The 25,804-nt window shown below is 45.8% G+C and carries 26 protein-coding genes; 19 read left to right on the top strand and 7 right to left on the bottom strand.

The window, feature by feature from the left end; all coding sequences use genetic code 11:
• Position 1 precedes the first annotated feature (1 nt).
• Together R7Z41_RS03175 and vscN are read right to left on the bottom strand one after the other, a co-directional pair.
• A complete protein-coding gene (locus R7Z41_RS03175) occupies positions 2 to 463 on the bottom strand; it encodes a type III secretion protein (RefSeq protein WP_005377236.1) in 462 nt (153 codons plus the stop codon).
• Positions 460 to 1,782, bottom strand: coding sequence for a SctN family type III secretion system ATPase VscN (gene vscN / locus R7Z41_RS03170; RefSeq protein WP_130546116.1), 1,323 nt, complete (start codon positions 1,780 to 1,782; stop codon positions 460 to 462). Before vscN ends, R7Z41_RS03175 begins: the two co-directional genes overlap by 4 nt.
• A gap of 185 nt (positions 1,783 to 1,967) precedes the next feature.
• Between vscN and sctW the strand changes: the two genes are divergently transcribed.
• The 13 genes from sctW to R7Z41_RS03105 all read left to right on the top strand — a co-directional run bounded on the left by sctW (position 1,968) and on the right by R7Z41_RS03105 (position 12,807).
• Positions 1,968 to 2,861, top strand: coding sequence for a type III secretion system gatekeeper subunit SctW (gene sctW, locus R7Z41_RS03165; protein ID WP_017821331.1), 894 nt, complete (start codon positions 1,968 to 1,970; stop codon positions 2,859 to 2,861).
• Complete coding sequence (locus R7Z41_RS03160; RefSeq protein ID WP_005377239.1) at positions 2,842 to 3,126, top strand: TyeA family type III secretion system gatekeeper subunit; 285 nt, start codon at positions 2,842 to 2,844, stop codon at positions 3,124 to 3,126. Before sctW ends, R7Z41_RS03160 begins: the two co-directional genes overlap by 20 nt.
• Positions 3,113 to 3,487, top strand: a complete 375-nt coding sequence (sycN, locus tag R7Z41_RS03155; protein WP_005388159.1) for a type III secretion chaperone SycN — start codon at positions 3,113 to 3,115, stop codon at positions 3,485 to 3,487. Before R7Z41_RS03160 ends, sycN begins: the two co-directional genes overlap by 14 nt.
• On the top strand, positions 3,484 to 3,861 hold the full coding sequence (gene vscX, locus R7Z41_RS03150) for a type III secretion system protein VscX (protein ID WP_064368455.1): 378 nt from the start codon (positions 3,484 to 3,486) through the stop codon (positions 3,859 to 3,861). Before sycN ends, vscX begins: the two co-directional genes overlap by 4 nt.
• A 5-nt stretch (positions 3,862 to 3,866) precedes the next feature.
• A complete protein-coding gene (gene vscY, locus R7Z41_RS03145) occupies positions 3,867 to 4,208 on the top strand; it encodes a type III secretion system chaperone VscY (protein ID WP_158156522.1) in 342 nt (113 codons plus the stop codon).
• Positions 4,192 to 6,318 (top strand): SctV family type III secretion system export apparatus subunit VcrD, encoded by a 2,127-nt coding sequence (gene vcrD / locus R7Z41_RS03140; RefSeq protein WP_086013006.1) that lies wholly within the window; start codon positions 4,192 to 4,194, stop codon positions 6,316 to 6,318. Before vscY ends, vcrD begins: the two co-directional genes overlap by 17 nt.
• Positions 6,318 to 6,731: an LcrR family type III secretion system chaperone gene (locus tag R7Z41_RS03135; protein WP_053304394.1), complete on the top strand. Its 414-nt coding sequence runs from the start codon at positions 6,318 to 6,320 to the stop codon at positions 6,729 to 6,731. The genes vcrD and R7Z41_RS03135 overlap by 1 nt, the downstream gene beginning before the upstream one ends.
• A gap of 60 nt (positions 6,732 to 6,791) precedes the next feature.
• The gene (locus tag R7Z41_RS03130; RefSeq protein WP_005377254.1) at positions 6,792 to 7,076 is read left to right on the top strand and encodes an LcrG family type III secretion system chaperone; all 285 of its coding nucleotides are present in this window, start codon (positions 6,792 to 6,794) and stop codon (positions 7,074 to 7,076) included.
• A 10-nt stretch (positions 7,077 to 7,086) separates the two neighbouring features.
• The gene (locus R7Z41_RS03125) at positions 7,087 to 8,910 is read left to right on the top strand and encodes a virulence-associated V antigen (protein ID WP_277987948.1); all 1,824 of its coding nucleotides are present in this window, start codon (positions 7,087 to 7,089) and stop codon (positions 8,908 to 8,910) included.
• Between the two features lie 12 nt (positions 8,911 to 8,922).
• On the top strand, positions 8,923 to 9,408 hold the full coding sequence (gene vcrH / locus R7Z41_RS03120; RefSeq protein WP_005377258.1) for a SycD/LcrH family type III secretion system chaperone VcrH: 486 nt from the start codon (positions 8,923 to 8,925) through the stop codon (positions 9,406 to 9,408).
• A gap of 7 nt (positions 9,409 to 9,415) precedes the next feature.
• Positions 9,416 to 10,615 carry a type III secretion system translocon subunit VopB gene (gene vopB / locus R7Z41_RS03115; RefSeq protein ID WP_005377260.1) on the top strand — a complete coding sequence of 400 codons (1,200 nt, stop codon included), beginning with the start codon at positions 9,416 to 9,418 and terminating at the stop codon, positions 10,613 to 10,615.
• Between the two features lie 10 nt (positions 10,616 to 10,625).
• The gene (gene vopD, locus R7Z41_RS03110) at positions 10,626 to 11,630 is read left to right on the top strand and encodes a type III secretion system translocon subunit VopD (RefSeq protein WP_005377262.1); all 1,005 of its coding nucleotides are present in this window, start codon (positions 10,626 to 10,628) and stop codon (positions 11,628 to 11,630) included.
• Positions 11,631 to 11,835: 205 nt separating this feature from the next.
• Positions 11,836 to 12,807 carry a TAXI family TRAP transporter solute-binding subunit gene (locus R7Z41_RS03105; RefSeq protein ID WP_005388171.1) on the top strand — a complete coding sequence of 324 codons (972 nt, stop codon included), beginning with the start codon at positions 11,836 to 11,838 and terminating at the stop codon, positions 12,805 to 12,807.
• A 294-nt stretch (positions 12,808 to 13,101) separates the two neighbouring features.
• Here the strand turns inward: R7Z41_RS03105 and R7Z41_RS03100 are convergent, their stop codons facing one another.
• The 5 genes from R7Z41_RS03100 to R7Z41_RS03080 form a co-directional block, all read right to left on the bottom strand.
• The gene (locus R7Z41_RS03100) at positions 13,102 to 13,872 is read right to left on the bottom strand and encodes a sulfite exporter TauE/SafE family protein (protein ID WP_054728528.1); all 771 of its coding nucleotides are present in this window, start codon (positions 13,870 to 13,872) and stop codon (positions 13,102 to 13,104) included.
• 81 nt (positions 13,873 to 13,953) lie between these two features.
• Positions 13,954 to 14,469 carry an adenylate kinase gene (locus R7Z41_RS03095; RefSeq protein WP_053307019.1) on the bottom strand — a complete coding sequence of 172 codons (516 nt, stop codon included), beginning with the start codon at positions 14,467 to 14,469 and terminating at the stop codon, positions 13,954 to 13,956.
• A 279-nt stretch (positions 14,470 to 14,748) separates the two neighbouring features.
• A complete protein-coding gene (locus R7Z41_RS03090; protein WP_005388177.1) occupies positions 14,749 to 16,275 on the bottom strand; it encodes a tripartite tricarboxylate transporter permease in 1,527 nt (508 codons plus the stop codon).
• Between the two features lie 19 nt (positions 16,276 to 16,294).
• A complete protein-coding gene (locus tag R7Z41_RS03085) occupies positions 16,295 to 16,789 on the bottom strand; it encodes a tripartite tricarboxylate transporter TctB family protein (RefSeq protein ID WP_005377273.1) in 495 nt (164 codons plus the stop codon).
• A gap of 238 nt (positions 16,790 to 17,027) precedes the next feature.
• Positions 17,028 to 17,999, bottom strand: coding sequence for a tripartite tricarboxylate transporter substrate binding protein (locus R7Z41_RS03080; protein WP_206970886.1), 972 nt, complete (start codon positions 17,997 to 17,999; stop codon positions 17,028 to 17,030).
• Between the two features lie 266 nt (positions 18,000 to 18,265).
• Here R7Z41_RS03080 and R7Z41_RS03075 point away from each other — a divergent pair, with 266 nt between their 5' ends.
• The 6 genes from R7Z41_RS03075 to prpF all read left to right on the top strand — a co-directional run bounded on the left by R7Z41_RS03075 (position 18,266) and on the right by prpF (position 25,780).
• The gene (locus tag R7Z41_RS03075; protein ID WP_206970885.1) at positions 18,266 to 18,664 is read left to right on the top strand and encodes a GFA family protein; all 399 of its coding nucleotides are present in this window, start codon (positions 18,266 to 18,268) and stop codon (positions 18,662 to 18,664) included.
• A gap of 264 nt (positions 18,665 to 18,928) precedes the next feature.
• Positions 18,929 to 19,642 carry a GntR family transcriptional regulator gene (locus tag R7Z41_RS03070; RefSeq protein WP_005377279.1) on the top strand — a complete coding sequence of 238 codons (714 nt, stop codon included), beginning with the start codon at positions 18,929 to 18,931 and terminating at the stop codon, positions 19,640 to 19,642.
• A gap of 12 nt (positions 19,643 to 19,654) precedes the next feature.
• The gene (gene prpB / locus R7Z41_RS03065) at positions 19,655 to 20,551 is read left to right on the top strand and encodes a methylisocitrate lyase (RefSeq protein ID WP_042523753.1); all 897 of its coding nucleotides are present in this window, start codon (positions 19,655 to 19,657) and stop codon (positions 20,549 to 20,551) included.
• A gap of 132 nt (positions 20,552 to 20,683) precedes the next feature.
• Positions 20,684 to 21,826 carry a 2-methylcitrate synthase gene (gene prpC / locus R7Z41_RS03060; protein ID WP_318136301.1) on the top strand — a complete coding sequence of 381 codons (1,143 nt, stop codon included), beginning with the start codon at positions 20,684 to 20,686 and terminating at the stop codon, positions 21,824 to 21,826.
• 156 nt (positions 21,827 to 21,982) lie between these two features.
• A complete protein-coding gene (gene acnD, locus R7Z41_RS03055) occupies positions 21,983 to 24,574 on the top strand; it encodes a Fe/S-dependent 2-methylisocitrate dehydratase AcnD (RefSeq protein ID WP_169629147.1) in 2,592 nt (863 codons plus the stop codon).
• A 9-nt stretch (positions 24,575 to 24,583) separates the two neighbouring features.
• Positions 24,584 to 25,780 carry a 2-methylaconitate cis-trans isomerase PrpF gene (gene prpF / locus R7Z41_RS03050; RefSeq protein ID WP_213896894.1) on the top strand — a complete coding sequence of 399 codons (1,197 nt, stop codon included), beginning with the start codon at positions 24,584 to 24,586 and terminating at the stop codon, positions 25,778 to 25,780.
• Positions 25,781 to 25,804: the final 24 nt, after the last annotated feature.

The following is a 25,804-nucleotide window of genomic DNA, read 5'->3' as shown; positions in this document are numbered from 1 at the left end:
TTTAGATAATGTCGACAGTGCGAAACTCTTCCTGTTCGAGTTCTTCTTGGTATTGCCTTTCTCGCGATTTTTCCGCGACTTCTTGTTGCTGCAACTGAACGAATTTTTCTTTGGTTTTATGGGCTTGTCGCGCCTCTTTTTGCTTTTCTTTAAGTGCCGAGCGTTCGATTTCAAGCGCTTTTTTTGACTCGGCCACACGTTGTTTAAGTTCGGCTTCTCTCTCTCTTAACAACGCGATTTCTTGTCTTAATGTTTCCAGCTCTTTAAGAACGAGCGTTTGTTGTTTTGCTTTAGCAAAACGTCGCTCTTCTTCTTCCTGGCGCCAAACGTGATAGTCCGCGACAGAACGTTCGGCCTTTTGAACCTGTGCTGCGGCGTTTGACACTCGGTATTCTTGACGCTTGACGGCTTTATCCGCACGGTCAGCGCGAATTTTTTTGATTTCTAATAAGCGTTCTATCATTGTTTCGCCATCCCTTTAAGTTGAGCGATAGCGCCATCAAGATCGCTTGGTTCATGAGTGCCTTGGCGTAAAAAGGCGCGTATATCATCACTTTGTGCAATGGCCATATCCGCTCGGCTATCTGCGCCATGTTGGTATTCGCCAATTTTGATTAGCAGTTCAACTTCTTCATACTTAGCTAACATTTCGCGAATATGAGCAGCAGACACCTGATGATCGGATTCAACGATTTGATTCATCACTCGGCTTGCTGACCGAAGTACATCAATGGCGGGGTAATGGTTCATTGCCGCAAGTTTGCGCGAGAGAATGATGTGCCCGTCTAAAATTGAGCGAGTTTCATCCGCGACAGGCTCCGTCATGTCGTCACCTTCCACCAACACGGTGTACAGTGCTGTAATTGATCCTTTGTCTGATTGTCCAGCTCGTTCCATCAGCTTTGGCAAAGCGGCAAAAACAGAAGGTGGATAGCCACGTCGTGTTGGTGGCTCGCCTGCGGCTAGTCCAATCTCCCTCTGTGCGCGGGCGAAACGCGTCACCGAATCCATCAGCAGTAGCACGCGTTTACCTTGGTCACGAAAATATTCTGCGATAGAAGTGGCAACAAAGGCGGCTTTGGCGCGCTCCATTGCTGGGCGATCAGAGGTAGCGACCACTAAAACCGATTTGGCCATACCTTCTTCGCCTAGGTCATGCTCAATAAACTCGCGCACTTCGCGTCCACGTTCACCAATCAAAGCGAGAACGGTCACGTCAACTTCTGCGGAGCGAATCAGTTTTGCCAGTAGGGTACTTTTACCCCCGCCAGCCGCTGCAAAAATACCCATGCGCTGACCTTCACCACAGGTCAGTAGCCCATCAATGGATCGAACGCCAAGAGAGATTGGCTTTTCAATCAGTTTACGTTGCATTGGTGGTGGCGCATCGCGATAAACAGGATACCAAGCACTTGGTTCCTGACTTTGCGTACCATCGAAAGGACGCCCAAGCCCGTCAAGCGTTGTACCTAACAGGTGGTCGCCAACACCCACTTCGTGCATTTTGCCCATTGGGCTTACTTCTGTATTTGAGGAAATCCCAAACATATTTCCTAACGGGGTGAGCAGAGCGTGATGCTGCTGGAAGCCAACCACTTCCGCTAACAAAGACAGAGTTTGATCGGGATTACGCAACTCACACAGTTCACCTACACGAACGCCAGGGACGACAGCTTTGATAATGGTGCCGGTGACTTGTGTAACGCGCCCGCGAATTTGGATCAAACGCGTGTGTTTAATCGCAGATTGTTGGATATCAGTGATGTATGAGAAATCGTTCAAGGTAAAAATATGCGCAATGATTGATGCTGAGAGGATAGAAAGTATAAGAATCAATTTATAGTGAATATCAGTCGGGAGTTTTTAGAAAACTGAAAGCGCACTAAAAAAACACGTCTGATTTTGACAGCTTCAAAAAAGCGCACTTCCTATAATTCGCCTGTATTGTGCGGAAGGAGTGCAAGTGAATGAGTATTATCAACAATCATATCGCAACAAATCCAAAGTTTGATGCGTCTATCCAAAACGGGTTGGAATCGTCTCGCCCCGACGTTTCACAAAAAGGCAATTATCGCGGTGAAACCGTCCGTGTTCACAATGCCACACAATCACTTTTTGATGCGATGGAAGAACTCACTTCACTCGGTTCCGAAAAAGCAGAGAAAGATCTGACCAAGCGCAAAGTGAAAGACAGTGGTGTTCGAGTTAATGAAGCACATGAACTCGTTTCGGACTATTTAAGAAAAGTCCCTGATCTTGAAAAGAATCAAAAGATCAAAGATTTGGCTACAAAAATGGCGGGAGGAAATATCTCGACCATCGCGCAATTACAAGCCTACTTGAATGGGTTTTCCGAGGAGAAAAGCCATCAATACCTCGCCCTAAAAGCCGTTAAAAAGTTTTTGAGTGCGAGTCCAGAAAGTAAACACCTACTAGCGCTGATTGACCAAGCACTTCTAAGAATCGAGCAAAACCCAGATACATGGTCTCAAATTGATACGGAAATCCGTGTCTCAAATTTTGCTGATGAATACAGCCAAGAGCAAGAGTTTAGCTCTTTGCATCAGCTGCGCGGCTTCTACCGCGATACCGTTCATAGTTATCAAGGGCTCGGCGCGGCTTATCAAGATGTAGTGGCGCGCTTTGGTGAGCAGGAGGTATCGACTGCTGTTGACTTTATGCTGCAAGGCATGAGTGCAGATCTTAGTGTTCAAGGTAGCAGTATCGATTCGGTTAAGTTGCAGTGGTTGATGTCCGATATGCAAAAACTCAAAACTCTAAATACGTTGCAAGATCGTGTGAGTCAGCTGTTCCAAATGTTTAAACCGGAAAGGACGAATTATGGCTTATCAAGTTTCTAATTTGATGGCTGATGTGATTGCGTTGGTAGAGCAGCGATGGGTAAGCAGTGATGAGATATGGAAAGTCGCCAACGCAATGGAATTGACGGCGGTAGAACAAAAAATCGATTTTTTTCGAGAGTTCCATAAGTTAGTTCGCGCAATCCCAATTGACGTATTCGCCGATGAAGAACAACGACAGAATTTAATCCAAGCGGTACAAAAGGCGCTAGACGAAGCCATTGATATAGAAGAAGAGGAAGCGTGGGAAGATGAGTTGGATTGATGCATCCGTCGATGAATTTTGCCGAGGAATGGGGCTCGATGCCGTCGATTTCTCATCAGCTGGACGGGTGCAGCTGGATTTTGAGCAAAGTGGTACGCTGCATATTGAGCGACAGGGTGAGCAGTTATTCTTGATGTTGTCTCGAGCGTTATCTTGGCATCAAACCAGTGACATGATTCAAAGTGCACTGTGTTTGTGTCATGCCGATCAAGGCTGGCCTTTCGAAATTAAAACCGGCTTGTTAGATGAGCAAACTCTGGTTTTTTCAGCAAGGCTAAAAGGAGAAGAAGTAACACTTCCGACCTTAGAGCAAGCGTTTACGCTTTTGGCTCGTCTGCATAACGATGTGGCAGGCTCATGACTCGAGTTAGCACTTTAAACGTAGGCATAGAAGCCTTCACGCATGTTACTCATAGTGAGGTTAAGGCCGATTTCCCTGAACGGTTTCAATTACTTCCGGATGGACAGGCGGTCGCTACGCATTTAGAGAAGCTCTATGACCTCAGGCCTTCAGACCAATACCTAATCGCGTTAACCAAGCCAAAATTGTTGCACTCAGAGTTGTTGCGTCCAGAAAAGTACCGCCAACAGTTCGATGAAACGTTGGCTCAGCTGCAAGTTCTTGCACAGGACTCAGGCTCCGTTTCTTTTATCAAAGCATCCGAAACGCTACAAAGTACACAACTTGATCAGCGTTACCTCACTATGGCGCTCAATCTCCTTATTCAGGTCTAACCAACATGTTGAGATCCAAAGACATTGAACTCTTACTTGTTCACGCTGCGCTACAAGTTCAATACCAAAAGCCAGAGCATGCCATTTCTATTCTCGATGCGGTTCTAGAAATAGAACCGCATCACAAAGAGGCGATGCAAACACTTGCTGTGGCGTGTTTACAAAGTGGTCGATATACCCGGACGATTGAGGTGTGTGAGCACTTATTAAAATCCGACCTTCATCCTGACTCGGCAGGACTCTGGTTTTGTTTAAGCCAAGCGCGTTGGAAACAAAATGACGTCGATGGGGCACGCCAAGCGCACCGACGCTATCTGCAATCTTTAAATAGTGAATCACATGAATAAGTTGATCGATATTCTAAACAAAGTAGGGCAACGCAAAGACATCATGCTTGCGGTGATGTTACTCGCGATCGTCTTTATGATGATATTGCCACTTCCTACCGCACTGGTGGATGTGCTGATTGGCACCAACATGAGCATTGCGGTGGTGCTGCTTATGTTAGCGATTTACATCACCACGCCACTTGAGTTCTCTGCATTTCCTGCGGTGCTATTGATCACGACATTGTTTCGTCTGTCTTTATCTATCACGACAACCCGCTTGATCTTGCTACAAGGCGATGCTGGTCAAATCGTTTATACATTCGGTAACTTCGTTGTGGGCGGTAACTTAGTGGTCGGTATTGTTGTGTTCCTGATCATTACCATTGTTCAGTTTATGGTGATCACCAAAGGCTCAGAAAGGGTAGCAGAAGTTAGTGCGCGCTTCTCACTCGATGCGATGCCTGGTAAGCAGATGAGTATTGACGGTGACATGCGTGCTGGAGTAATTGACGTACACGAAGCTAGGCACCGACGATCACTGATTGAAAAAGAAAGCCAAATGTATGGCTCGATGGATGGCGCGATGAAGTTCGTTAAAGGCGACTCCATTGCGGGTCTGGTCATCATTGTGGTCAACATCTTAGGTGGCGTCACGATCGGGGTAACGCAAAAAGGCATGAGTGCTTCTGAAGCACTTGAGTTATTTGCGATTTTGACCGTTGGCGATGGTTTGGTGTCGCAGATCCCGGCACTCTTTATCGCGATTACCGCCGGTATTATCGTGACGCGTGTTTCTCATGAAGACTCTTCTGATCTTGGGTCGGACATTGGTGGGCAGGTGATTGCTCAGCCACGTGCGCTTCTTATTGGTGGTGTGCTTTTGGTGCTGTTCGCACTCATCCCTGGGTTTCCAAAAATCACTTTTCTTGTCTTGGCCGCCGTGGTTGGTGGTGGTGGTTTCTTCCTTTTCTATCAACAGAAAAAACAAGCTGAATCAGATAGCACCGACTTATCAAGCTTTGTTTCGCAAGGGGCCGGTTCGCCAGCAGCGAAGCCAAGCAAACCCACTCCATCTAGAAACAGTAAAGGCAAATTAGGTGAGCAAGAAGAGTTTGCCATGACGGTCCCACTCTTGATCGATCTTGACGCGAGCCTTCAGGAAAGCTTGGAAGCGGTCGCATTAAATGAAGAGCTAGCAAGGGTTAGACGCGCACTATATCTCGACCTAGGCGTGCCTTTCCCAGGCATCCACCTGCGCTTTAACGAGGGGATGCAAAATGGCGAGTACTTAATTCAGTTACAAGAAGTCCCGGTTGCACGAGGACGAATTGTTAAAGATCAACTCTTGGTGACAGAAGGGAATGAACAGATCGATTTATTAGGCGTGCCTTATGAGCAAGATGAAGATTTTCTACCTGGTATTTCTAGCATTTGGGTGGCACAGAGTTATGAGCAAAAACTCGTAGCCAGTCATGTAGGTTTTCTCACACCCGACAGAATTTTAACGTACCACTTGTCTCATGTTCTCAAGGAGTACGCACAAGACTTTATTGGTATTCAGGAGACGCGTTATCTGTTGGAGCAGATGGAAGGCAGTTATTCGGAGCTAGTCAAAGAAGCCCAGCGTATTGTTCCGTTGCAAAAAATGACGGAAATCTTGCAACGCTTGGTTTCTGAAGACATTTCTATCCGAAACCTTCGCGTGATCTTGGAAGCGATGGTTGAGTGGGGCCAAAAAGAGAAAGATGTTGTACAGCTGACGGAGTACATTCGTTCCAGCTTAAAACGTTACATTTGCTACAAATACGCGAGCGGACAAAACATGTTGCCCGCTTACTTATTGGATCAAAATCTCGAAGACACAATACGCAGCGGTATTCGTCAAACCTCAGCAGGGAGTTACTTGGCGTTAGATCCGTCAGTAACGCAACAATTTGTCAGTGATGTGAAACAGACCATTGGTGACTTAAGCCGCATGCCGAATAAACCTGTGCTAGTTGTGTCTATGGATGTACGCCGATATGTGCGAAAGCTTATTGAATCGGAATACTACGATCTGCCCGTTTTGTCATTTCAAGAACTAACCCAGCAAATCAATATTCAGCCACTTGGAAGGGTGGGGATGTAATGAAAACAAAACTAATACTCTCGCTGGCGCAAGCGGGGATCGAAGTGACGCCATACTTTTGGCAACAAAGTGAAATTCAACTTGGTTATCGAATTGAAGTTGAAGGCTTAGAGCTCGTTTTTCGGGTGGAGGACGGTGAAATCATCATCGTTCTTCTGAAACGCGTTCGTCCCAAATTGGGGTTGAGTAACCCCTTTGCCGGCTTATTTCTTTTGGCTGAACATGCCATTCAACTTTATCCCTCCGATTGGGTCATTCGCGGCAACGTCGATGTGTTACGTGGTAGCAACATGAGCAGCCAGCGATTGGCACAATTCTATCTAAAAGCATGCGGTGCAAGCCATGATGAGCTAGACGACTGGTACTGTTTACGCCTAGCAGATTATAGACCTTTGAAAAAGTTGAAAAAGTAAAAACTCACGACTGTTACTGACAGCACCGATGAGATGACCCGCTTTAAGATAGGAATCAAGATGAAGCAACCGTTTACCGATGCGATTGAGAACGCTGAGCTTGCCATTAGAAAAGCTGAAGACAGAACCGATATTTTTAACGAGCTATTGGAAGGCTTAGGTGTTGGTCCTGTTGCGGGTGATGTTTTACTTGGCGGCATAAAAGCACCAGTAGATACCATGAAACGTGCAGAGCAAGAGCTAATAGACGAAGTCCAGCGCCGCCGGCAACAACAAACTCAGCTACAAGGTACGTCAGGTAAACGCAGAAAGCGTCCCACAGTGATGCGCGGCATGATGATTTAGAGGTTTGGAAATGACGAATATGAAAACGACTGGCTCTACGATAGGAGCAACAGACACAGCTGCGAGTAGTGCACCATTACCCACTTTCCAACAAAACTTGATAGAGGCATTTACCCCTGTACTGGGTGAAGCAGAGACTCAGCAACTTGCCTCTCTAATCTCTTCATTGCCAACTATCTCGGGACAAACGGAATCACAAAGCATCGCGCTTTATGTTGATACACTTGAAAACCTAAAAGCGAAAAATAACGCGTTTGCTGATATATCATTGACCGACACCGCATCTGTTTGGATAAAGTCGCTACAAAGTGCTAACTCAGATGGCGAATTAACCGCAGCCGAGTTTAATGCTCAAACAAACCAAACGCTATCAAATCAGTTTCAGGCCTGGTTTAGTAAGTTACTGACGGAAAACGTAGATAGCTCGTTGTCTACTGAGTTTGTTAGTCAATTTAATCTGGGCACTCAGAGTAACCAAGCGGAGCAGATCGCCAACCTCTCCGAGACAGGTCTGGCTAATGCCACCAAAGAAATTTCTCTTTTTGTTGCAGAGCTTGCTAATCAAATGGGCTCCCGTGAAGTGAGAGATGCTTCTATTTCTTTTCTTCGCAATGCCTTTAGTAGCTTAGGTTCCGTTAATCTCGCGCAACTGAAGAGCTCGGACTTTCTGTTGACTAAAGAGAGTTTCGCCCTTCAAGTCTCAGCTCAATTAAAAAGTAGTTTTCAAGGCATCGGTATTACTTTAAGCACCGATGACGCAAGTGCGCTAGCTAGCAGAATTACCTGGACTCCTGGTATTTCTAAGCAGCAGCTTAAAGAAGCGTTAGATGAAATGGCCGCTCAAGTGAAAGGCCAATATAGCGCAGCTTATGGTGAGGCGAGTGGAACGAACAATCTAAAAGCAGCACTTAATACTGTCATTGGTGGAACTGAGCCTTTGACCCTTTCTAGTCTGTTCGCCAACTTCGCGGTGAGTTTAACAAATATAGAAATCGACGACTTTTACCAGGACAGCGCGATAGCCGATGTCCAAAAGACACAAATAACGGCAGCTCAAGTTAATTTGATCAAAGAAAACACCGAACGAGATATCCGATTACAGTTTGAAAAAATAGTAAAAGGTGAATCTACCGGGGCTTCATTTACTGAGCGATACGAGGCATTGCGCAAAAACTTAGGGGCATTGAAAGAGCGTCTACTCAATATCACCGACAAAGAGAAAGCGGATCGCGAGGTGAGAGCAGAGCACTCTCTAACGGCTCGTGATTTGTTGGCCGTTGTTGAGTCCAGCATTGGAGACCGTTTTGATGAGCAAGTGCTGCTTGCACTAAATGAGCGTCGTGTTAACCGTTTAGAGAAACGTAATGACCAGAAAGAGGCATTAGAGGATCTCACAATACAGCTTAAAGTTTTTGGTGTTGTGCAATCAAAAATTCACTCTACGCAAAGTGTTGATGGGGTTTATAAGCCGGGATATCCAGAAAGTAACTTCAAAGCGAGTGACTTTAACTACAGCAATCAAACGGATTTTGAAGCTTCACCTGAGTACAAGTATTTGACGGATAATAAGATAACAAACCATCGAGACTTCCTTCAAACACAAGGTATTACTATCGGTGATGGTGCTTCGTACCAAGACGAAGAGAAGTCGAAAAAGCTGTCTAATTTTTCTAGTTCTGTCAGTGCTAAATCCAAGTTGCTTAACGATGAAGTGCAAATCAAAACCACTGAGCTGAACGACACCAGTTCTCAATACAACTCGACCGTTGAAGCGATGAACAAGTTTGTTCAGAAGTACCACAGTATTTTACAAGAAATCCTACGAGCCATTTAAGGATAACCAACCATGACTAAAACAAACGCGACCGATCCATCTCAAATGCAAGCAGAAGAACTGCTGTCTTTTTTGGAAGAGGGAGGCACGCTAAAAATGTTGCACGATGTGTCTCAGGACACCATCGAACACATTTATGCCGTAGGTTACAACTTTTTCCAATCGGGAAAGATTGAGCAAGCAGCGAAAGTATTTCAATTACTCAGCATGCTTGATCATTATCAGGCGCGATTTTTCATTGGCCTTGGCGCGGCTCGTCAGGAGTTGGGTGAGTATCTGCAGGCAATAGACGCCTACAGCTACGCAGCGCTAGTGGACGTAAATGATCCACGCCCACCTTTTCACTCTGCTGAATGTCACCTTAAACTGGAACAACTGACAGAAGCAGAGAGTGGGTTTTACAGCGCGAAGGAGATGTCTGCCGGAAAATCACAATATGCAGATTTGCATGAGCGTGCAGGCATCATGTTAGAAGCGGTGAGAAATAAAAAGGAGTAATTAGACTATGAGTTCTATTGCACTTGACCGCATCCAGACACAGGTTTATAGCCCTGAATCTGGCCAAGCCACGTTAGATAACGTGCAGAAAACGGCGTCTACAGCGACGCCTTCTGTGACGGTAGAAAACGTGAAGAGTAAAGATGCAGATGTACTGAACACCGGAAAAGTAAAAGTTCAGTTAGATGCACCTAACGCAGCTGTTAGTGACAAAGTGAATGATTTGACGCTAAAAGCCATGGCACAGCTGCAAAAGATCGTCGATACCATTGCAAAATCTCTCCATGCAGTTGCAGACCAAACAGGTTCGATTGCCGTCAAAATCATCGCAGGATCTGCTGATGATTTTGAAGTAGAGCTTGCTGCTATCACGGATAAACTGAAAAGTGCTCAAAACGAGCTGAAAATTCAGGAAGTGAAGGTCGCAAAAGCTAAGCACGAAAAAGAGATGGTGGAAAACCAAGACAAAATCAAAGAATCGGAAGCCGCTGCAAAAGAAGCCCAAAAATCAGGCTTAGCAGCGAAGATCTTTGGTTGGATCAGTGCGGTGGTTTCTATTGTTGTTGGTGCCGTAATGGTGGCAACGGGTGTTGGTGCAGCAGCCGGTGCACTTATGATCGCTGGTGGCGTCATGGGAGCAGTGAGCATGGCGTTGCAAGAGCCAGCCGTTCAAGATGCGCTAAAAGAAGCGGGCGTAAATGTCGATGTGCTAAACAAAGTCGTAATGGCATTAGAAATCGCCGTCGCGGTTATCGGAGCTGTTGTGACGTTTGGTGGTGCAGCTGCTGGCGGTATCGCGAAACTTGCAGCAAAAGGTGCTGGTAAGGTAGCTCAAAAGGTCACGGAAATCGCTACGAAAGCCGCTGCAAACATGGCGAAAGTGGCGGATATGGGCACAAAAGCTGCGACAACAACAGCGAAAGCGATTCGTTATGGCGCAGAAACCGTCGATCTTGCCGTCAACGTGGGTAAAGGCGCAACGGACAGTGTCCATGCTGCTAACAATGCTCACGTAACAGAGATTCAGGCTGATATCACAGACCTTCGAGCCAAAATGACGTTAAGCCAGGCTGTCATTGATAAGCTCAAAGAAGAGATTGGTAAGTTGATGGAAGACTTCCAAGAGCTGATGAGCCTCATCATGCAAATGATTCAAGCGAAAAGTGAAACTATGCAAACGGTGTTAAGCCGTCCTGCAACGGTATAAGGAGTTTATTATGCTAGATAAAGTAGGCGGAACGGGTCGTGGTGAACTATACGGTTTAGGCGATACCATTAAAACCAACAAAGCAGAAAAAGCGCCGGAAACAAAGCTTGAAGCGGGTGCCGTTAAAAGCCAAAGTGAGTCAGGTGTTTCTGGTGCAGCACGCTACCAGTTAGAGACACCTAAAGCTCCCACAGTGAGTAACCAAGCTCAAGTTGTTGCAAACTTAATGAGTGCTCTTGCGCCGACGGTGAGCTCATTAATGAGCACAACGATGAAAGCGCTTAACGGTGAGGAGGTGATCAAGTCACCATCAGATGCGGTATCACAATCGTTGACGCTATTAACATTGTTGTATCAAGTATCAAAGCTGAGCCGTGAGCAGCAAGTGCTACAACGTGAAATTGCTGTTGAAGCAAACGTCGCGAGTTTAGAAAGCCAAGCGGCAGAACTAAACAACTCGGCAAGCGCAATGATCGCGATGGCAGTCGTTTCGGGTGTATTAGCGGGTGCTACCGCAATTATTGGTGCCCTTGGTTCTTTCAAAGCAGGGAAAGAAATCAAGAATGAAATGGCGAGCAATAATGTACTGAAAACGCAAAAAGCTGGCTTCGATCAAGCAGAAGAGTTATTAAATAACAATAGCTTGTCTAAAACGCAGCAAGATCAGGTTAAGCGTGCGCACTCACTAGCGAAAGACAATATCGCAGACACGACAGCGCAGCTGACAAGTGGTGGCCGTAAGTTCGATAAGTTGATGAGCTCAAACCAAGCGAAGAACGCGATTCTTCAAGCTTTGGGCCAGATGGCAAACTCAGCATCGAATGTAGAGCAAACCAAAGCGCAAGCGCGCAGCAAAGATGATGAAGTACAAGCGACTCGCGCACAAGCAGCCAAACAGAAAGCCGATGAAAACATTGGTTTCCAAGAAGGTTTATTGAAAGAGCTACGTGACTTGTTCCGATCTATCTCAGATAGCCAGAACCAAGCGTGGCGAGCATCAGTCCCAACGGTGTAACCATCCGTTTCACTAACTACAAAGCGTTGTTTATACAACGCTTTTTTTATGGGATTCAAGTCTAAATGCTATTTATCAGTAGGTTAAGTTGATAAAAAAGTATATATCTATAAATCAACCTCCAAGGATGAGAACTTAAACGTTATCAAATTGTTAACGATTGCTATACTTAAACGGTCATCAACACAAGTAAAAGGGATGTTCAATGTTTAAGTTTAAGCAAATCGCACTTGCGGCTTCTTTGGCTGCACTCACAACAGGCTTTTCTGCGTCTGCGGAGGAAACGTTTGTCACGATTGGTACCGGTGGAGTAACAGGGGTTTATTATCCGACTGGTGGCGCTATTTGTCGCTTGGTTAACAAATCGCGAGAAGATCACGGTATCCGTTGTTCGGTAGAAAGTACTGGGGGATCGATTTATAACATCAACACTATTCGTGCTGGTGAATTGGACCTCGGTATCGCGCAATCAGACTGGCAGTATCATGCTTACAAAGGAACCAGTAAGTTTGAAGAAAGCGGGCCTTTTAAAGAGCTACGCGCCGTATTCTCCGTTCATCCAGAACCGTTTACTGTCGTTGCACGTAAAGACGCGAACATCAAAACTTTTGATGATTTGAAAGGTAAGCGCGTTAACATTGGTAATCCTGGTTCTGGTCAGCGAGGTACTATGGAAGTGCTAATGAACCAGTATGGTTGGAGTAACGACGACTTTAAGCTTGTCTCTGAGTTAAAAGCAGCAGAGCAATCAAAAGCACTTTGTGATAACAAAATTGATGCGATGATTTATACCGTTGGTCACCCAAGTGGAGCGATTAAAGAAGCCACTACGTCGTGTGATAGTAATATCGTAACGGTAGCTGGACCTAATGTAGAAAAACTGGTTGCAGACAACAGCTTCTATCGTGTCGCAAATGTCCCGGGTGGTATGTATCGTGGCACAGATAGTGATGTTCAAACCTTTGGTGTGGGCGCGACGTTTGTTTCTTCTACTGCGGTACCAGAAGATGTGGTTTATAACGTGGTTAAAGCGGTATTTGAAAACTTCGATGATTTCCGCCGTCTCCACCCAGCGTTTGCAAACTTGAAGAAAGAGGAAATGGTAAAAGACGGTTTATCTGCGCCTCTTCACCCAGGAGCGCTCAAATACTACAAAGAAGTAGGGCTGATTAAGTAAGCGTTACTTTCTCTTATTATTGATGTAAAACGCCATCTTTCTCGATCAATGCCACTCGTTTAACCGCGAGTGGCATATTTCTATTTCTCGTCATCCTGTACAGCGACGAAGGAGCGTGATACAGGATCTTCTATCCGAGCACTTTGTGATCAAAATTGTTTCATTAGCCGCTTAGTGTAGTGTTATTAGATTCCTAACCTCGCTGGAGTGACACAAAAAATCGTTAAGCTATCTGCATTAATCTTTCGCGCTAGCGTTTTTTGTAGGAGTGTTATCCACTTGTACAAGTTTTGCTTAAACATAAACATCAATGAAAAAGTAGATAGTGATGAGAATAGAAGAAAGAGCAACAAACCCTTTAACATGATTGGGATTCAGTTGACGAGAGACACGAGCTGCAAGATACCCACCTACCAACGTACCGACCAAAACAACACTACCTGTCTGCCAGTCAATGGAACCATTGGCAACAAAAATCACGATAGCAATGAGTGAAACACACGTAGATACGAGCAATTTCAAACCGTTCATTAAATTAATGTCTTGGTGACCAGCTACTACCAGATAACTCAGAACAATAACCCCTAAACCTGCGTTGAAAAAACCACCGTAAGCAGAGACACCAACAAGTAGTAAACCCAACGCAATTGCTCCGAGTATGCCAGCATGTTTGTGCTCTTTCGCGACAGTTTTTATTAGCATTGTTAAACGAGAACCGGTGAGAAAAAGCACGGTGGCAAATAAGAGTAACCAAGGGATGGCTTCCATAAATAGCGATTCTGGCGTGTTGAGCAACAGATATGCTCCGACAGCGCCGCCGACTAAACTGAATGAGACTGTGAACAGCAGTTCATGCTTGTTCTTCATGATCTCTTCTCTGAACCCGACGGCTCCGCTAATGTAACCCGCACATGAAGCATACGTGTTTGTTGCGTTAGCCATAATAGGAGGAACACCAACTGCCAATAGAGCCGGAAAAGTAATAAAGCTTCCGCCTCCTGCTATGGAGTTAATGATCCCACCAATTACGCCAGCAACGAATAAAAGTGCGAGTTCTAAAAGCATAAACAATCCTTGTTATGTTCTTTTTCATTGTTAGAGCTTCAGATGATCCAACCTACATGCTCTAATGTTCTGATATGAGGTTTACTTTACCCGCTCCAAAACAAAATTGTTCAGTTCTGTAACGTTTTTGATGACATGAACGGCTTTAGTTTGAGAGTACCCCTCGAGGCGAGACATAAAGTCATCATTCCAGAATGCAGGGCATTGCTGAAGAACTTTGTAGCTTTGTAACGTTCCTTTCAGTACCGAACTACCATCAGGCCAACCTTCAGGTTTAATGAAAAGTCCTTTAAGGAGACGTTTCGTCACAAACCAATAGCTTACTGAGTATGGTAGATCAATATAAATGAGAGTATCGGCTGCATCTAAACGAGCGTTAAAAGAGCTGATCGGTCCAAGGCCATCTATAATCCAACGATCTGAGCTTAGTATATTGCTATGGGCTTCATCAAAAACGTTACGCTCAACGGGATCACCGTTTGGTTTATAGACTATTGAATCTAATTGATGAAGAGGAAGACCGGTAGCCGACGCGATTACTTTACTTACCGTCGATTTTCCACTGCCGGGTTTACCAAAAACTGCTATTTTTTGCATTGTGACCGCCTCCAAGAGAGCTTTTCCCATACGGTAGAGACAGAAAACCCACCGTTATGGGTGGGTTCGATAAATACTGAGCGCATCAAAAAATCCCACCATTCCTATGGAATGATGATAATTCGTTGGTTAAGTTGCGCTAAGTGTGTGTTCATACAATCACCTTCATATAACGACAGTGATTTGTCAATACCATCTGCACAATAAGCGAACGATTTGGAGGGCGGAAGATAAAGCCATCACGATGGATGGCTTTATCTAGGTTGAAAGAGACAGCGATTACTGCTCAACGCTGACTGGCTGTGCTTTAAACTTTTGAATCAGCTTTACGATTAGTGGACTTGCCAATACCAATACAGCTAAAACAGTAAAGGTAAGGGTAATAGGACGCTCCCATAGGAAACTCAGTTCTCCATCTGAAATCATTAATGCGCGGCGTAAGTTCTCTTCCATTAATCCTCCAAGGATGAAGCCCAGCAATAAAGGTGCGAGTGGGAAGTTAGCGAGCCGAAGTGCAATGGCAGCCATAGCCACAATCAGCATCACGAACACATCCATAGTATTAAAAGAGACCAAATAAACGCCGGTGATTGAGAAGAATAAAATCATCGGTAGAAGCACCGTTCTTGGAACCGCCAAAAGCTTTGAAATGTACGGAATCAACGGTAAGTTCAGGATCACAAGTACGATGTTGCCGAAGTACATGGAAATGATCACTGACCAGAACACATCTGGGTGTTCAACAAACAGGCGAGGGCCAGGTTGAATACCATAAGCGATCAGCGCACCGAGCATTATTGCTGTTGTACCAGAGCCCGGAATACCAAGCGTTAATAGCGGTACAAATGAACCACTAGATGCTGCATTGTTCGCAGACTCTGGCGCAACCAAACCACGTATACTGCCTTTACCGAACTCATCCTTTTTCTCTTTAGGTGCGAGGTTGCGCTCCATACCATAGCTTAAAAAAGCAGCAATGGTTGCCCCTGCGCCAGGAAGAACGCCAGTGAAGAAACCTAATATTGAAGAGCGAATTGAAACAGGCGCAACATCTTTGATTTCTTCCTTGGTCACTTTCATTGAGCCAATGTTGCTCAGCTTTTCTTGTTCTTCATCGCTGGTGTCTTTTGATGGTTTAAGGATGCCCATCAATGTCTCACCCAGTGCGAATGTCGCCATTGCAAGCAACAAGAAGCTAAAGCCATCCATTAAATCCGTTAAACCGAAGGTAAAGCGTTCAACGCCTACGCCTTTATCGATTCCAACTGTAGATAGCATCAAACCAAGAATGGTCATCATCCACGCTTTGATTACCTGACCTTTCCCCGCAAAAGCCGCGACAGCTGATAACCCAAGTAGCATCAACGCAAAATAGTCCGACGATTGGAAGCTAAGGGAGACGCTAGCCAATGCTGGTGCGGCAACAAGCAACATAATGGCAGATAGCGTACCGCCAGTGAAAGACGAATAAGCTGCCAAAGCTAATGCTTTACCTGCTTGGCCTTTTTGGGCCATTGGGTAGCCGTCAAATGCTGTGACCACGGTTGAAGAACAACCCGGCGCGTTAATTAAAATCGACGATGTAGAGCCACCAAATACCGCACCGTAATAAACACCCGCCATTAAAATAAGGCCAGAGGAGGGCTCTAGGCCATAAGTAATTGGGATCATCAAAGCAATGGCTGAGATCGGCCCAAGTCCAGGTAACATGCCGATAAATGTACCGACGAAGCAACCAACGATCACCATCATAATGTTCATTGGCATTACTGCGGTGGATAAACCTTGTAGAATTCCATCTAACATAATTCAGTCCTTTCTTTGACTACCAGATGGTGAAAATCAAACCCGGTTCGAGATAGATGTCCAAACCTTGAGTGAGTAATAAGTAGAACGCGATCACGAATGGAAACGACGCGCCAAACAGAACGGGTTTACGTCTTTCCCCGAGCAGATAAAAGCCAGCCAATAAAAACAAGCCAGTAGCTATCACAAAACCTAAGTAAGTCAGGCCCACGCCGTAGAGCGCCATTAAAATTAAAAAGGCAATCAGTAACTTCCAATTGAAGGTCAGCACTGCGCCACTTTGTTTATCTGGTTGTCCTGTCACCAGCAATAGCAAAGAAAGGCCGACACCAACGTAAGTCAGGATGGTTGGCAGAGTACGTGCGGTGAATGGTTCATACTCATCACCTGGAAACAATGGAATTTGTGAGGTTTGATAACCGTAGCAAAGACAGAAAAGTAGAAAGATCATTGCGCCGACGCGGTCACGACAGAGTAAATACTCTTTGGTGAAAAAGTTGGTTGAACGAGGCATATTCAACTCCTAACAAAAGTAAAAAAGACCGCATATGGACGTCAATGAATAAACTAAACCATTAACAATTAAGCATTTCGCTGCTAGTCGAGCCGCTTTGGGTATATAAACAAAGGAGTGTGCATGCCGATTGTCGACAATGTCCATATGCGGTGAAACTTAGAGTGCAAATACAATGGGGAAATACCAACCTACGTTATTCATTGAGGTTGGTATCTGAGGGACCCCAATTCGATTGTTACTTCAGGAAGCCTAACTCGCGCATTAAGTCACCCATCTGCTGCTCTTGATCTTCAAGAAACGCGAAGAATGCTTTATCCGCTTTATAGTTGTCGATCCAACCATTGCGGTCTCGAACGACTTGCCATTCGTCGGTGTTATACATTTTAGTAAATGCGGCATTCCATTCATCTAGCTTTTCTTGGCTTGTGCCTGGTGCTGCAAAGAATCCACGCCAGTTAGCAAAGACAGTTTCATTACCATATTCGGTGAGAGTTGGAATGTTAGGCGCAGCTTCTAAACGTTTTGGTGCTGTAATCGCTAACACTTTCACTTGCCCAGACTTAGACATTTCGAGTACTTCACCTAACCCTGTAGAGAGCAGTTGTGTTTCGCCTGAAAGTAGGGCAGCCATGGCTTTTCCACCTGCATCATAGGCAATGTAACGAACTTTACGCGCATCAAAACCTTCACCTTTGAAAGCTGCTGCTATAACCAAATGATCCATAGAACCACGAGCAGAGCCACCAGCAACCTTCACCTTACGTGGGTTTTCTTTAAAAGCTTTAACGACATCTTCCCAAGAGCTATAAGGAGAATCGGCTGATGTAACAATGGCGCCATAATCGGCAACCGTTGCGGCAACAGGAGTCAAGTCGCGGAAAGATTGTGGGAAGATCCCACTGAGCGAGCGAACGACGATCGGTGTTGAGTTCACCATGAGTGTATCTTCTTGACGATCAGCCGTTTCAATCAAATGTGCGATTGCTTTGCCACCGCCACCACCAGATAGGTTTTGAAATGATACGGTTTCGACGATGTCTAACTTTATTAATACATCACCAGTACCTCGGGCGGTCATGTCCCAACCGCCACCGGCACCTCCAGGGATAAGAAAGTGCATTTTTTCAATATCTGCAGCAAGAGCGTTGAATGAAAATGAAGCTGCGATGATTGAAGCGGCGAGCGTTGGTTTGAGTACCTTTAACATGTTCACGTTCCTTATGTTAGCGACTCTATTTAGTTGAGCCTTATTGTTTTTGCTCAGTTGTCATGCCTTGTAAGCGTTAAAGCTGAACTTGGTGTAAAGGTTAATTAAGTGTTAAATATCTGTCTGTAAAAGAGATATAAAGAGAATATTGAGCATTTCGGTTATTTTGTTCATAAAGTTCACGGTGAGAAGTTGGTGTTAGGTCACGCGGCTTTACGTTTTGGTAGGCCATAATAAAATGACGGAAAATGAACGAGGAAAAGAGAATGAAAGGGACGTGTTTGTGCGGCGCTATTGAAGTGATCGCAGATGCTAAGAATGAAGTGAGTCTATGCCACTGCTCGATGTGTCGAAAATGGTCGAGTGGAGCACTCCATGCTGTGCATTGTGGTCCTAACGTGACGTTTAAAGGTGGCGAACCTAAACGTTATCAGTCGTCAGACTGGGGAGTGAGGGGGTTTTGCGGTGAGTGTGGCACAAACCTTTTCTACCATTTGTTGCCGACAGGTGAGTACATTCTTTCCGCTGGTTTGTTCGATAACCCAGATTTCAAACTCACTTTAGAGATTTTTACCGATGAAAAGCCAGCTTATTATGACCTCAATTCCGCTTCACAAAAGATGACTTCGCAACAAGTCTTTGATCAATTTGTACCTAAAGAATAGTTTTTTATCCGATTATTGTTCGACAGCTGAGCTTTTAGTTTTTAGATCATAAGCTTAAAGGTTTACAAGTTGTCGACAATATAAGTTCCCCATTCTTTATTTCTGCTAAAAACAGCACTTAATAGGCATTTTAGGCCAGTTTAAATTACGACCTTAGTCTAAATTGTCGACAATTTACTTGATTGTCGACACTTTGATCGACTACTTTATATTCAGGTTAAGAAATTGTAGACATTTCGATGTCGGTAACAAGAGTATCTGAATATGAACTCTGAGTTGAAAGCTCGTTATAAAGTGCTGGGTTCTGAGAAAGAACACACCAAATCCGAAACGCTGACCGAAACACTCATTGAAGTCATTGTTAATGGCGACGTGAAGCCTGGCCATAAGATATCAGAGCCTGAGCTAGCAAAGAAATATCAAGTCAGTCGTGGGCCTTTGCGTGAAGCATTGATGCGCTTAGAGGGGCTAGGGCTCATCGAGCGAATTCCTCATGTTGGGGCTAGAGTGACCACTTTTTCTCCGGAAAAGCTGATAGAACTTTATGCCGTTCGAGAAGCATTGGAAGGCATGGCAGCAAGGTTAGCTGCGCGACACATTACGCAAGAAGAGCTCTTAAGCTTGGAAATGCTATTGTCGACACATTCCAAGCATATAGACCAAATGGAAGGCGCGTCTTACTTCCATCAACATGGTGACTTTGATTTTCACTATCGCATCATCCAAGCGAGCAGAAACAGTAAGTTAATATCTCTGCTGTGTGATGAACTCTATCACTTATTACGGATGTATCGTTACCAGTCGCCACGTGCGCAATCTCGCCCGAATGAGGCGCTCACCGAACACAAATTCATTTTGGAAGCCATTCGCAATCGCGATGAAGAGCTTGCAGAAATGTTGATGAGAAGACACATATCAGGAAGTCGAAAGCTCATCCAATCTCAAATTATACATACAGAAAGTTTAGACAAAGACTAGAAGGAATTCGTCATGAGCTTAACACCGGGAGCGAAATTCAGACTCGCCATTGAACAAAATAATCCACTACAAATTGTCGGCACTATAAACCCGTATTGCGCCATGATGGCAAAAAACTTGGGTCACCAAGCGATCTACTTGTCTGGTGGCGGTATCGCAAATGCGTCATACGGATTGCCGGATCTCGGTATCACAACATTAAACGACGTTTTGGTTGATGTTGACCGTATTACTAACGCATGTGATTTGCCTCTTTTGGTTGATATCGACACGGGCTTTGGCGGTGCATTTAACATTGCTCGCACGATCAAAGCGATGGAAAAAGCAGGCGCGGCAGCGGTGCACATGGAAGACCAAGTCGCACAGAAACGTTGTGGTCATCGTCCGAACAAAGCAATAGTCAGCCAGCAAGAGATGGTTGATCGCGTAAAAGCCGCGGTTGACGCACGCAATGATGAAAGTTTCGTGGTTATGGCTCGTACAGACGCGCTAGCTGTTGAAGGCATGGACAGCGCAATCGAGCGTGCGATTGCGTGTGTGGAAGCTGGCGCAGACATGATCTTCCCAGAAGCGATGACCAAGCTGGATCAGTACCTTCAGTTCTCAAACGCACTTGAGCAAGCAACTGGAAAGCACGTTCCTATTCTGGCCAACATTACCGAGTTCGGCGCAACGCCACTGTACGGCTGCGATGAGCTTGCAAAAGCGAAAGTCGATATGGTGCTTTACCCATTAAGTGCGTTCCGTGCCATGAACAAAGCTGCTGAAACGGTCTACAAACATTTGCTAGAAGTGGGTAATCAGGAAGCACTGGTTGATTCGATGCAAACACGTAAAGAGTTGTATCAGCACCTGAATTACCACGACTACGAAGACAAACTTGACCAGTTATTCTCTGAAGGGAAATAGCGGGGGAAAAGCAAAAATAGACGGAAGCCCAAGAAAAAGATAATCGGAATTTATCTCATCTAATAACGTGAAATTCGTTTGGCTAAAAACACCCCAGAGAGGGAAAAGTCAGACAGAAAAGGAGTTCAAACAATGTCTCAAACTGCAGAAAAGAAAGCAGAATTAGGTGGCGCAGGCCTTCGTGGTCAAAGCGCAGGAAGCACAGCTTTATGTACTGTCGGAAAAACGGGAACTGGTTTAACTTATCGTGGATACGATATTACTGATCTTGCGAACAACGCACAGTTTGAAGAAGTGGCTCACCTTCTGTTACGCGGTCACTTGCCGAATCAACAAGAACTTGATGCGTACAAGACACACCTACTCAGCTTTAGAGGTTTGCCAGCCGAGCTAAAACAAGCTTTAGAGTTGATTCCTGCAAGCGCACACCCAATGGACGTAATGCGCACGGGTTGTTCTGTATTGGGTAACCTAGAGCAGGAAATGAGCTTCGAGGAGCAACTGAAAGCAACCGAACGTATGCTAGCCTTGTTCCCTGCCATCATCTGTTACTGGTACCGCTTTAGTCATGATGACGTGCGTATCAACACCGAGGATCAGACTGAAGATTGCATCGGTGGTTACTTTTTGCGATTACTTACAGACAAAGCGCCATCTGCGCTGCACAAACAAGTGATGCATTGCTCGCTTATTCTTTATGCTGAACATGAGTTTAATGCTTCTACATTCGCAGCACGCGTTTGTGCATCAACGTTGTCAGACATCCATTCTTGTATCACGGCAGCAATCGGTACGCTTCGTGGACCACTTCACGGAGGTGCGAACGAAGCGGCGATGGAAATGATTGAAGATTGGCAAACGCCCGACGAGGCGGAAGCGAACATCATGAAAATGCTAGCCAATAAAGACAAGATCATGGGCTTTGGTCATGCGATTTATCGTGAAAGTGACCCTCGCAACGCCTTAATAAAACGCTGGTCCAAAGAGTTATCGAAGCAAGTTGGTGATACACATCTATATGCGGTTTCTGAGCGTGTTGAATCAGTGATGAAGCGAGAGAAAGGTCTGTTCTGTAATGCGGACTTCTTCCATGCATCGGCTTACCACTTCATGGACATTCCAACCAAACTATTTACCCCAATCTTTGTGATGAGTCGTTTAACGGGCTGGGCTGCACACGTTTATGAACAGCGTGCCAATAACCGTATTATTCGCCCAAGTGCTGATTACACGGGCCCAGATCATCAAGAATGGGTGCCTATCGAGAATCGCTAGCGCGAAGGTCAACGAGGGCATTATATGCTTTGGTTGACCACCTCCTTCCTTTGTCATTCTCTCTAACAGAGGAAGGAGATCCTCTCATCACTGTGTTTCTGGAGCAATGGAAAACCTTGATGAAGGCAAGATGTAAAGACTGAATGGAAGCAAACCATGAACACAAATATTAATACTCAATATCGTAAGCCGCTTCCGGGAACTCAACTGGATTATTTTGATGCACGCGAAGCCGTCAATGCCATTTCTCCTGGAGCCTATGAAACACTCCCTTATACCTCTCGCGTGCTAGCTGAGCAACTGGTCCGTCGCTGTGACCCGAACACATTGACAGATAGCCTGAAACAGTTAATTGAACGCAAACGCGATCTTGATTTTCCTTGGTATCCAGCACGCGTTGTTTGTCATGACATTCTTGGTCAGACCGCTCTAGTCGATTTAGCGGGTCTACGCGATGCCATTTCAGATCAGGGCGGCGATCCTGCAAAAGTGAACCCAGTGGTTGAGACACAATTGATCGTTGACCACTCTTTAGCGGTTGAACATGCGGGCTTTGACCCTGATGCCTTCGACAAAAACCGCGCGATTGAAGAGCGCCGTAATGAAGACCGATTTCACTTTATCGAGTGGTGTAAAACAGCGTTTGAAAACGTCAGCGTGATTCCAGCTGGGAATGGCATCATGCACCAAATCAACTTGGAAAAAATGTCTCCTGTGGTACAAGCAAAGCAGGGCATTGCCTACCCTGACACCTGTGTGGGTACGGACAGTCACACGCCTCACGTAGACGCTCTTGGTGTTATTGCGATAGGTGTCGGTGGTCTGGAAGCAGAAACCGTCATGCTTGGCCGACCATCAATGATGCGTCTACCAGATATTGTCGGTGTCAAACTGACGGGTAAACGTCAACCGGGCATTACCGCAACGGATATTGTCCTCGCGATTACTGAGTTTCTTCGTAATGAGCGTGTGGTATCTTCATATCTTGAATTCTTCGGAGAAGGCGCACGTGATCTAACGATCGGAGACCGCGCAACGATTTCAAACATGACACCAGAATACGGCGCAACAGCTGGCATGTTTTATATTGATGAGCAGACCATCAATTACTTGAAACTAACTGGTCGAGATGAAGAACAAGTTGCTTTAGTAGAAAATTACGCAAAACAAACCGGTCTTTGGGCAGACGATCTTGATAGCGCAGTTTACGAGCGTGTACTTGAGTTCGATTTATCATCAGTTAGCCGTAACTTGGCTGGTCCGTCAAACCCTCATCGTCGTTTACCAACTTCTGAGTTGGCACAGCGCGGTATTTCTGGAGCGTGGGAAGAGAAAGAAGGCGAGTTGCCAGATGGTGCAGTGATCATCGCTGCTATTACCTCATGTACGAATACTAGTAACCCAAGAAACGTGGTTGCTGCTGGCCTTGTGGCGAAGAAAGCCAACGAACTTGGTCTTGTACGTAAACCTTGGGTGAAATCGTCTTTTGCTCCGGGTTCTAAAGTTGCACGCTTGTATCTGGAAGAAGCGGGCTTATTACCAGAGCTAGAGAAGCTTGGCTTTGGCATTGTTGGTTACGCATGTACAACTTGTAACGGTATGAGTGGTGCGCTGGATCCAAAAATCCAACAAGAGATCATCGACCGTGATTTATATGCAACAGCGGTGCTTTCTGGTAACCGTAACTTTGATGGTCGAATCCATCCGTACGCCAAACAAGCTTTCTTGGCTTCACCACCATTGGTTGTCGCTTATGCGCTAGCGGGTACCATTCGTTTTGATATCGAGCGCGATGCATTGGGCTCGGACCAACACGGCAAACCAATTTATCTCAATGATTTGTGGCCAAGCGATGAAGAGATCGATGCAGTTGTCGGTACTCATGTTAAACCTGAGCAGTTTAAGCAAGTTTACATTCAGATGTTTAAGCTGAATGATCAAGAGCAAAATCCCAACCCGCTGTACGACTGGCGTCCGATGAGTACCTATATCCGCCGACCACCGTACTGGGAAGGTGCGCTAGCGGGAGAAAGAACATTGTCTGGTATGCGTCCATTGGCGATTCTGGGCGACAACATCACCACTGATCACTTATCACCATCCAACGCGATTCTCGCAAGCAGCGCTGCAGGTGAATACTTAGCGAAAATGGGTGTGCCAGAAGAAGATTTCAACTCTTACGCGACTCACCGTGGTGACCACTTAACGGCGCAACGCGCGACCTTCGCTAACCCAAAGTTGTTCAATGAAATGGTGAAGGAAAACGGCGAAGTCGTGCAGGGATCTCTGGCGCGTGTAGAGCCAGAAGGGCAGGTGGTTCGTATGTGGGAAGCGATTGAAACCTACATGAATCGTAAACAACCATTGATCGTGGTGGCTGGCGCGGATTACGGTCAGGGGTCATCCCGTGACTGGGCAGCAAAAGGCGTTCGACTGGCGGGCGTAGAAGCCATTGTTGCTGAAGGCTTTGAGCGTATTCACCGTACTAACTTGGTTGGCATGGGCGTACTACCACTGCAATTTAAGTCGGGCGTTAACCGCAATACGCTAGAGCTGGATGGTACGGAACTTTACGACGTGGTTGGAGAAATCAAGCCGGGCGCTGATTTAGCGCTGGTTATCACACGCAGCAACGGCGATAAAGTCGATGTTCCGGTTACTTGTCGCTTAGATACCGCTGACGAAGTTCACGTGTACAACGCGGGCGGTGTTCTGCAGCGTTTCGCGCAAGATTTCTTGGCACAATAAGGAGTGCGTATGGCAAATAATACTCCGAATCAAACAAGCCAAATAAAAGTGCCCGCGACGTACATGCGTGGCGGCACGAGTAAAGGTGTCTTTTTCAACCTAGAGGATTTACCTCAAGAAGCGCAAATGGCTGGAGCCGCGCGTGACAAGCTGTTGTTACGTGTTATCGGCAGCCCGGATCCTTACGCGAAGCAAATCGACGGTATGGGTGGTGCAACCTCCAGCACCAGTAAAACAGTGATTGTTTCGCGCAGTAGCCAAGACGGTCATGACGTTGACTATTTGTTTGGACAAGTGTCGATCGACAAACCATTCGTCGATTGGAGTGGTAACTGCGGCAACTTGTCTGCGGCAGTTGGTCCCTTCGCCATTCATGCTGGTCTGATCCCACAAGATCGCATTCCAGAAAATGGCATTGTGACGGTGCGTGTTTGGCAGGTGAACATCAGCAAAACCATCTTGATTCACGTGCCAATCGTCAATGGTTTTGTCCAGGAAACTGGAGAGTTTGAACTCGATGGTGTCACGTTTCCAGCGGCAGAGATTCAAGTGGATTTTGTTGATCCTTCCGATGGCGAAGGAAGTATGTTCCCAACGGGTAACTTAGTTGATGATTTGGTGGTGCCGGATGTGGGTACGTTCAACGCGACCTTTATTAACGCGGGCATACCAACCATTTTTATTGATGCTGAATCGATAGGATATCAGGGCACCGAGCTGCAAGACGATGTCAACAACGATGACACAGCATTAGCGATGTTCGAATCCATCCGCGCATATGGCGCGTTAAAAATGGGCCTGATTTCTGATTTAGAAGAAGCTCAAACACGCCAACATACGCCGAAAATAGCGTTTGTTTCTAAACCGAAAAGTTACCTGTCTTCAAGTGGTAAAGCCGTTAATGAGTCGGATATTGATGTGCTCGTTCGCGCGCTGTCGATGGGCAAGCTACATCATGCAATGATGGGAACAGCAGCCGTTGCTATTGCTTCTGCTGCGTGTGTGCCCGGAACGTTAGTGAATTTAGCCGCTGGTGGCGGTGAAAAAGAGTCCGTGACTTTTGGTCATCCGTCAGGAACGTTAAAAGTTGGGGCACAAGCGAAACAAACTGAGCAGGGCTGGGTGGTGCAAAAAGCCATTATGAGCCGAAGTGCGAGAATACTGATGGAGGGATTTGTGCGTGTACCCTTCTATGTCTTCGATTAAAAGAGACGATCTTTGGATTAAAAG

Source organism: Vibrio sp. 1457 (assembly GCF_033340195.1).
GTDB classification, from domain to species: domain Bacteria; phylum Pseudomonadota; class Gammaproteobacteria; order Enterobacterales; family Vibrionaceae; genus Vibrio; species Vibrio alginolyticus.
Note: the sequence above shows the minus strand (reverse complement) of the source record. Positions and strands in the feature narration are given on the sequence as shown.

Excerpts from the sequence above, each read along its gene's own strand:
- R7Z41_RS03175 (WP_005377236.1), bottom strand. The coding sequence starts at position 463 with ATGATAGAACGCTTATTAGAAATCAAAAAAATTCGCGCTGACCGTGCG.
- sctW (WP_017821331.1), top strand. The coding sequence starts at position 1,968 with ATGAGTATTATCAACAATCATATCGCAACAAATCCAAAGTTTGATGCG.
- R7Z41_RS03160 (WP_005377239.1), top strand. The coding sequence starts at position 2,842 with ATGGCTTATCAAGTTTCTAATTTGATGGCTGATGTGATTGCGTTGGTA.
- sycN (WP_005388159.1), top strand. The coding sequence starts at position 3,113 with ATGAGTTGGATTGATGCATCCGTCGATGAATTTTGCCGAGGAATGGGG.
- vscX (WP_064368455.1), top strand. The coding sequence starts at position 3,484 with ATGACTCGAGTTAGCACTTTAAACGTAGGCATAGAAGCCTTCACGCAT.
- vscY (WP_158156522.1), top strand. The coding sequence starts at position 3,867 with ATGTTGAGATCCAAAGACATTGAACTCTTACTTGTTCACGCTGCGCTA.
- R7Z41_RS03135 (WP_053304394.1), top strand. The coding sequence starts at position 6,318 with ATGAAAACAAAACTAATACTCTCGCTGGCGCAAGCGGGGATCGAAGTG.
- R7Z41_RS03130 (WP_005377254.1), top strand. The coding sequence starts at position 6,792 with ATGAAGCAACCGTTTACCGATGCGATTGAGAACGCTGAGCTTGCCATT.
- R7Z41_RS03125 (WP_277987948.1), top strand. The coding sequence starts at position 7,087 with ATGACGAATATGAAAACGACTGGCTCTACGATAGGAGCAACAGACACA.
- vcrH (WP_005377258.1), top strand. The coding sequence starts at position 8,923 with ATGACTAAAACAAACGCGACCGATCCATCTCAAATGCAAGCAGAAGAA.
- vopB (WP_005377260.1), top strand. The coding sequence starts at position 9,416 with ATGAGTTCTATTGCACTTGACCGCATCCAGACACAGGTTTATAGCCCT.
- vopD (WP_005377262.1), top strand. The coding sequence starts at position 10,626 with ATGCTAGATAAAGTAGGCGGAACGGGTCGTGGTGAACTATACGGTTTA.
- R7Z41_RS03105 (WP_005388171.1), top strand. The coding sequence starts at position 11,836 with ATGTTTAAGTTTAAGCAAATCGCACTTGCGGCTTCTTTGGCTGCACTC.
- R7Z41_RS03100 (WP_054728528.1), bottom strand. The coding sequence starts at position 13,872 with ATGCTTTTAGAACTCGCACTTTTATTCGTTGCTGGCGTAATTGGTGGG.
- R7Z41_RS03095 (WP_053307019.1), bottom strand. The coding sequence starts at position 14,469 with ATGCAAAAAATAGCAGTTTTTGGTAAACCCGGCAGTGGAAAATCGACG.
- R7Z41_RS03090 (WP_005388177.1), bottom strand. The coding sequence starts at position 16,275 with ATGTTAGATGGAATTCTACAAGGTTTATCCACCGCAGTAATGCCAATG.
- R7Z41_RS03085 (WP_005377273.1), bottom strand. The coding sequence starts at position 16,789 with ATGCCTCGTTCAACCAACTTTTTCACCAAAGAGTATTTACTCTGTCGT.
- R7Z41_RS03080 (WP_206970886.1), bottom strand. The coding sequence starts at position 17,999 with ATGTTAAAGGTACTCAAACCAACGCTCGCCGCTTCAATCATCGCAGCT.
- R7Z41_RS03075 (WP_206970885.1), top strand. The coding sequence starts at position 18,266 with ATGAAAGGGACGTGTTTGTGCGGCGCTATTGAAGTGATCGCAGATGCT.
- R7Z41_RS03070 (WP_005377279.1), top strand. The coding sequence starts at position 18,929 with ATGAACTCTGAGTTGAAAGCTCGTTATAAAGTGCTGGGTTCTGAGAAA.
- prpB (WP_042523753.1), top strand. The coding sequence starts at position 19,655 with ATGAGCTTAACACCGGGAGCGAAATTCAGACTCGCCATTGAACAAAAT.
- prpC (WP_318136301.1), top strand. The coding sequence starts at position 20,684 with ATGTCTCAAACTGCAGAAAAGAAAGCAGAATTAGGTGGCGCAGGCCTT.
- acnD (WP_169629147.1), top strand. The coding sequence starts at position 21,983 with ATGAACACAAATATTAATACTCAATATCGTAAGCCGCTTCCGGGAACT.
- prpF (WP_213896894.1), top strand. The coding sequence starts at position 24,584 with ATGGCAAATAATACTCCGAATCAAACAAGCCAAATAAAAGTGCCCGCG.